7 protein-coding genes are annotated in these 6805 nt (G+C 60.2%); all 7 read right to left on the bottom strand.

The genetic code is table 11. The features are described from left to right. A partial coding sequence (locus AC5I5I_RS25025) for a methyl-accepting chemotaxis protein (RefSeq protein WP_495977715.1) occupies positions 1-1702 on the bottom strand: 1702 nt, incomplete at its 3' end. 355 nt (positions 1703-2057) lie between these two features. After that, positions 2058-2483 (bottom strand): nuclear transport factor 2 family protein, encoded by a 426-nt coding sequence (locus tag AC5I5I_RS25020; RefSeq protein WP_495977713.1) that lies wholly within the window; start codon positions 2481-2483, stop codon positions 2058-2060. An 85-nt stretch (positions 2484-2568) separates the two neighbouring features. Beyond that, positions 2569-3342 (bottom strand): class II aldolase/adducin family protein, encoded by a 774-nt coding sequence (locus AC5I5I_RS25015; RefSeq protein ID WP_495977711.1) that lies wholly within the window; start codon positions 3340-3342, stop codon positions 2569-2571. Positions 3343-3374: 32 nt separating this feature from the next. Further along, complete coding sequence (locus AC5I5I_RS25010) at positions 3375-4358, bottom strand: ABC transporter substrate-binding protein (RefSeq protein WP_495977709.1); 984 nt, start codon at positions 4356-4358, stop codon at positions 3375-3377. A gap of 40 nt (positions 4359-4398) precedes the next feature. Next, positions 4399-5184: an ABC transporter permease gene (locus tag AC5I5I_RS25005; protein ID WP_495977707.1), complete on the bottom strand. Its 786-nt coding sequence runs from the start codon at positions 5182-5184 to the stop codon at positions 4399-4401. A 2-nt stretch (positions 5185-5186) separates the two neighbouring features. Then, the gene (locus tag AC5I5I_RS25000) at positions 5187-5966 is read right to left on the bottom strand and encodes an ABC transporter permease (protein ID WP_495977705.1); all 780 of its coding nucleotides are present in this window, start codon (positions 5964-5966) and stop codon (positions 5187-5189) included. Further along, positions 5956-6783, bottom strand: a complete 828-nt coding sequence (locus AC5I5I_RS24995; protein ID WP_495977703.1) for an ABC transporter ATP-binding protein — start codon at positions 6781-6783, stop codon at positions 5956-5958. The genes AC5I5I_RS25000 and AC5I5I_RS24995 overlap by 11 nt, the downstream gene beginning before the upstream one ends. Between the last annotated feature and the right edge of the window lie 22 nt (positions 6784-6805).

Genomic DNA, 6805 nt, shown 5'->3' with positions numbered 1-6805 from the left:
GGGTCATCTCGTCCATATGGGCGACGGTCTGGCTCATCTCGTCGATGCCGTTGGCTTGCTCGGCCGAGGCCGAGGAGATGTCTGAAACCGTGACCTGGACCTTGCGCGAGGCCTCGACGATCTGCCCGAGAGCCTCGCCAGCGGAGCGTACCAGCGCGACGCCCTGCTCTACCTCGCGGCCCGATTCGCTTATTAGCGCGGTGATGTCCTTGGCGGCGTCGCCCGAGCGCTGGGCGAGGGTGCGGACCTCGGAGGCCACGACCGCAAAGCCCTTGCCGGCATCGCCGGCACGGGCCGCCTCGACGGCTGCGTTCAGCGCCAGCAGATTGGTCTGGAAGGCGATCTCGTCGATCACCGAGGTGATGTCCGAGATTTTCTTCGAGGCCGTCTCGATGCGGCTCATCGCCTCGACCGCGTCGGTCACGATGGCGCCGCCCCTCTCCGCGACCGACATAGCCTGCTCGGCGAGCGTCACCGCCTGCCGCGAGGCATTGGCCGAGGCCTTGACCGAGGCCGCGAGTTCCTCGGTCGTGGCGGCGGTCTCCTCCAGCGAGGAAGCCTGCTCCTCGGTGCGCTTCGACAGATCGTCCGCGCCCATGTTGATCTCGCGGGCCGAATTGCCAACATCGGCCATGGTGGCTTGGATGGTGGCGACGGTCTCGCTGAGGCGTTCGACTGCGACGTTGAAGTCGTCGCGCAGCTTTTCGTAGTCGGCGGCGATGCCGGCATCGATGCGGTAGGTGAGGTCGCCCTTGGAGAGCAGGTCCAGCCCCTCGGCCAGGAGGGTCATGACCTGACGCTGCTCGGCGGCCAGGCGCTCCTGCTCTTGGACACGTGCTGCGCGCTCGCGCTCGCTTTGCAGGCGCTGCGCAGCGGATGCCGAGCGCGACGCCTCGGTCTCGGCTTCCAGACGGCGCATTTCCAGGCCGTTGCGCTTGAACACCAGCACGGTCCTGGCCATGTCGCCGACCTCGTCCCGGCGGGTCTCGCCGGCGACGGCGGCGTCGTAGTTCCCGGAGGCCAGTTCGCCCATCGCCTGCTTGAGGCGGTTCAAGGGGCGCACGATCGTGCGTGACGACATCAGCAGCGCACCGAGCAGGCCGAGCAGCATCGCGGCAATGCTGAGTGCGATCACCGTAATGATGGTGTGCCGCACGACGACGCCGAGTTCCGCGCTGTCCGATTGACTTTTCTGCAACAGGCCACTGTTGAAGGTCGCGATGTCGCCGACGAGATCACGGAGCCGCGCGTCGAGCGATTCCATCAGCGCGAGCGCCTGTTCGTCGGCGTCGAATTCTCCGAGCGAGATGGCTTCGTCGACAGATGCCTTGATCAGGTTGACCTGCCCTATCAGCGCATCGACGACATTTTTGTTTTCCGGCAATTTCGAAACGATCGCGGCGAGGAAACCGAGCGTGGTCGTGTAGGCCGTTTCGCCTTGGGCTTTGGCTTCGGTGAAACCCCTGGAGCCGCTGCGATATGCAATGGCCTTGTAAGTCTGTGCAATCAGATCATTGGTCGTCCGCGCCGCCTGTGCGCTGGCGAGGATCGCTGGCGGCCGGCTGTCCAGCATCGCCGCGTAGTCGGCATCCATGCGACCCATACGGGCGCTGCCATACAGGGAGGCTGCAAGGCCTAGCAGGCCGACCAATACGATCGAGAGCGCGATCTTCGCGCCGATTCTGACGTTGCTTGTATTCATGGATTCACAGCCTAATCACCATGTCTTACCGAAGCGATTCCAGCTTCTTTCATCAAGCCAATACATGCGGCAATCCTCGAATTTGCCGTATCATGCCTCGATGATTTATGCCGGTGAAAGCTTATGCCAAGATCGTTAACAATTCATTTCGGCAGATGATTGGCCAAGTATATCACGCCACGACGACGCCCAATATGTGACAATTACTTTCTTATATGGATGACTCTTACGGCTGATCGGTATAAGCTCCTATTCGCAGCGACCTCGGCAATGCATCAGCCGTAAGACGCCGGATCTTGAGCATCCGCGAGAGTGAAACGGGCTGGCCTTTGAGAAGCTGGCCACCATGCAGGGATTACTTGTTCGGCATAAAGCGCGGCAAATTCCCGAAAATGGTTTGAACAGAACGATGGCTGAACTGCCATGCCCCGGATGTCGAGCGGGAGTAGGTATCCATCACATCGGCAATCGTGATCGGCGATGCCGGGAAAGGCGGCGGCCCACTTTGAGCATAGAGCGTCATGATACTTTCGCCGGTCGCAACGTCGTCGGATTCGATGCGGATGCGAAGGTTGGAGATCACATGGCGCGCCGTCCGGTCGAACGCCCGTCTCGCGGTATAAAATCTGGCGATACCCACCCGACCTTGGATGATCGTATCATCGAGTTGCATCACGCCGCCCGAGGCGAAAATCAACGACACACCATCGCCGGATTGATGGTCGACCAGATAGGCGAACTCGATATTCAGCGCCTCGATTGCCGATAAAGCTGACTGCATGACAAGGCTTTCTAACAAAATGCGGATGACGCGTCATAAATTTACAAAGATCGATACTCGGCATCCTTGCTCAGATGCGCGACGATCAGTCTTTGTAGTCGGGGGCCAGACGTTCCACCTTCCGCAACATGGCCTTCCAGGTGTTGACGACGAAAGGGTTGTCGCCCTTTCGAACGAATTCGGCCTGCCTGTGAGTGAGTTCGATCATTTCCTGCGATGGTATCGACAGAGGAACATTGCAGGCCCGGGCCGCCAACTGAGCTTCCATCGCCCGGTTGAGCAGATAGGTCAGCATGAACGCGCCCGCTATCGAATGGGCCCAGAGCATGATCCCGTGCGAACGAAGCAGCACGATCTGCCCCGATCCAAACGATCGAACCAGGCGCTCTCCTTCGCCGGGCCCGTCGAAAAGGCCGCCGTAATTATGCTGGCCGACGGGCCCCAACCACATGGCATATTGATTTGCCGGAATAAGCCCCTCCTCCAGCATCGTCATGGCCGTTGAGGCATCGGTGTGAAGGTGAACGACGACCTTCGCCTCCGGGATGGCCTCGTAGATCGCCCGGTGGATCGGAAATGCAAAGCTGTGAGGCCTTTCGTCTGACAGGTTCACATGTTCGCAGTTCTTGTCGAGCTTGTGGAAGGACGATGCCTTCATTTCCTCGAACAGCAGATGCGACGGGTGCATGATCGTATGGTCGGGATCGTCTGGCGATCGCGCCGAAATATGCGCCGTCAGCAGATCCGCCCAATCGTTCATCGCGACGATGCGGTAGAAAGCGGCGAGATCGCGGCGCAGATTGCGCTCGACCTCGCTCAATGGTCCGGCTGCCGTCGACGGCTTCGTCATGACGTTCATGATTCCCTCGTTTCCGTTGCGTGAGCGAAAGATCAGCAGCCTTCCTTCGGACAATACTTCGAGAACAGATCGCAGGGCGAGACGTAGCGCTCGACCACGCCGTATTCAGCCAACGCCCTCGAGAGCTTTTCGGTCTGGCCCATGCGCGCGACCCTGACCAACCCCGGCATCCGCATTTCGTTTGCGACCTCGATCGCGATATTGCAGTTGCGCGAAACGACCCCGGCGAGTTCGGAGGGATTGGCGATCAGCCATTCGGTGGCGCGGTCCAAGGCTCGGACCAGGCCGCGCGCGACAGCCGGGTTCTTGTCGAGCCAGCTCTCGCTGGCGATGTAGCCGGCCGCCAGATGCGTGCCGAGCGTTTCGGTGGGCGCCCCGAGAACGGTGGCGATGCCTTCCCGCAGCATCGTCGCCGCCTGCGGCTCGAGGGCGAAGGTGGCGTCGACCTGTTTGGAGCGCACGGCCGGAACGATTCCCGCGAAACCCACGGGCAGGAAGCGAACCGAGGCCGGATCGACGCCCACGCCCTTGAGCCAGGCTTTCAGGGTCGCGTCGACATAGCTCTGGAGCGAATGCACGCCGATCGTCTTGCCGGCGAGGTCTTTGGCCGATTTGATCGGCGACCCCGATGGAACGAGTACGAGCGCGTAGGGATGCTCCGCGGCCACGAGCGCCGCCGGGTAGATGATCTTGAGGTCGCTGCCCTTCAGAACCAGGTTCGTCACCTGGACGATGTCAGTGACCCCCAAAGCGTATTGTCCGGCGGCGACAGCCTGCACGATGATGTTGGACGCCACCGCGGAGGCACTCAGATCGACCCCTTCCGCGGCAAAAAAATTCTTTTCCTTGGCGACGAAGAAGTTCGCGCACGAGGCCACCGCCTGATACGCCGCCTTGACCGCTACGGGCTGGGCTTGGGCCAGCGCAGCGGCCGGGAACGTCAGCGGGCCAGAAGCCATGCCCAGCAGTCCGAACTTGACGGCATCTCTTCTGGTCTTGAGCGAGGAGTTATGCATGGCGTCCTTCCCAGGTGTTTGTTTTTCGAATGTAATAATATCAACGAGAGGCACTCTTGTAGCCGCCATACCAAGGCATGACGACATGCTCTGTTATGTTGATCACGCGACTTAGAAAATAACCGACCACGCACAGCGCAAGAACACACGCATACATCTCAGCGGTATTGAATCCGCGCATCATCAGCATTGTCAGAAAGCCAATACCGGCAAAGCTGCCAAGTATTTCTGCGCTGATTTCCAGCAACAGCGCGACGATGATGCTGTATCGAATTCCGGTCATGATATGTGGCGCGGCGGCAGGCAGGATGACCCGCCGGAAGAGACCGAAATTGCGATAGCCGTAGCTTTTGGCAGTCTCGACAAGCTGCGCGTCGACGCTTCGAGCTCCATACATCGCCGCAATGATCAGGATCCTCGCGCAGCCGAACGCCACAAGCGCGATCTTGGAGCCCGCCCCCGCGCCTAGAACGGCCATGGCGAGCGGGATCAATGCCGTGTCGGGCAAGGGCCGGATCGCTTCGATCGTCGGAATCAGCAGGTTGTGAAGCCTTGAGCTGAAACCGATCGCCAAGCCGAGCGGAATCGCCAGCACGGCAGCGATGACGATTCCGGAAAACATGTTCTGAAGGGAAATCAGCAGGTGGCCGGGGATCTCTCCGCTGGCAATGAGGCGGACGAAACTGGCGAAGATCGCGCTCATGCTCGGAAAAAGCATGGGAGACACCAGATGAAGCCTCGCGACCAGCTCCCAGATGCCGATCAGCGCGGCGAACAAGAGCCAGCCGGCCAACGTCGAAAAATCGAATCTGCGCGTGAACCGCATCGTCAGCGCCCCGCTCTCTGAATAATATACCAGCCGACGGCAAGTCTCTCGGTAAAATTGAACAGCAAATAGAGCCCAAAGCCGATTATGGCGATTAACACGATGATCGAATACATCTCCGCCATTCTGGCATTCTCGTTATATTGCTGCAGCAGGAAGCCCAATCCGTCACCGCCAGTATAGACTTCGGTGAAGATCGCTAGGACCAGCGAGACCGTCAGCCCCAGCCGCAGACCGGACATCGCGTATGGCAGCGCCCCCGGCAAGATGATGCGAAGCCAGAGACCGATGGGGCGATAGCCATAGGCGCGCGCCGTTTCCGCCAGCACCGGATCGACGCTTCTGACGCCGTCGATCGCGGAAATCAAAACCGGCCAGAAGCATCCCCAGGCAACGACGAAGACTTTCATCCGGTCGTCTAGACCGAAGAACAGCATGGCGATCGGAATGATGGCGACTGCCGGCGCAGGGCGCAGCATTTCGAGCGTCGGCCGCAGAACAGCGAAGACAACACGCGAATAGCCAATGAGAAACCCTAGCGGCAGCGCGACCGCGACCGCGGCGAGATAACCGAAACCCAGCCTCGCGATCGTCGCGACTGCCTCGCGGATGAACGAGCCCGATATCGCACCGGTCCATAGGACGCTCAGCACGCGATGCAGCGGCGGCAGATACCCTGCGACCAAAGGCGAGGCCGTGGCGGCGATTTCCCAAGCCAGCAGAACGCCGAGCATGAACAGATAGCCGCAGACCGGCCTGTCGAGAATCGACTTAGTCTGCATTGGCGTATTGAGCCGTCTGTTCCGGCGCGATCGCCGCGGGGGCTCGATGGCCGAGACCGAGCGCCTCGTGGATCTGGCGCCGGTACTGGAGAAACGTCGGATGCTCGCGCGTCTCGATCTGTACGCGAGGGCGGTCCAGCTCGATCTTGATGTCCTTGACGACCCGGCAGGGCGGCTTGGACAAAACGATGACCCGATCGGCCAGATAGATGGCTTCATCGATGTCATGCGTCACGAGCAGGACCGTTTGCCTCTTGCGAGCCCAGATATCGAGCAGAAGATCTTCGAGGTCGCCCTTGGTCTGGGCATCAACCGACGCGAAAGGCTCGTCCATCAACAGGATATCGGCGCCGTTCGCGAGGCCGCGCGCGATCGCGACTCTCTGTTGCTGCCCTCCCGACAATTGCCAAGGATACGACGATTCGAAGCCGCTGAGCGCGACGTCGCGCAAGGCCGAGCGCCCCAAAGCGTCGTGCGAAGCCTTGGGGATTTCCTTGCGATTCTCCATCCCGAACATGACGTTGCCGATCACGCTGCGCCAAGGCAGCAGCGTCCGGCCGTACTCCTGGAAAATGACGGCCATCTCTTTCGGCGGGGACGAGATCTCGCGCCCGTCGAGAACTGTCCGGCCATAAGTATTGGCGCGTAATCCCGAGATACAGCCAAGCAGCGTTGTCTTGCCACAGCCGGAAGGCCCGACGATGGATATGAATTGTGATTTTTCGACAGAGAAATTGATATCTTCGAGCGCACGATATTCCTCGCCGTTTGCCTTCAGATACGTTTTCTTGATGTGTTCAAGCCTCAGGTATTCCATTCCGTCCCCGCTTTTTATTATT

The sequence above is a fragment of the Pseudorhodoplanes sp. genome, from assembly GCF_059499825.1.
The sequence above is the reverse complement of the archived record's forward strand: the minus strand, read 5'-3'. Positions and strand labels throughout refer to the sequence as shown.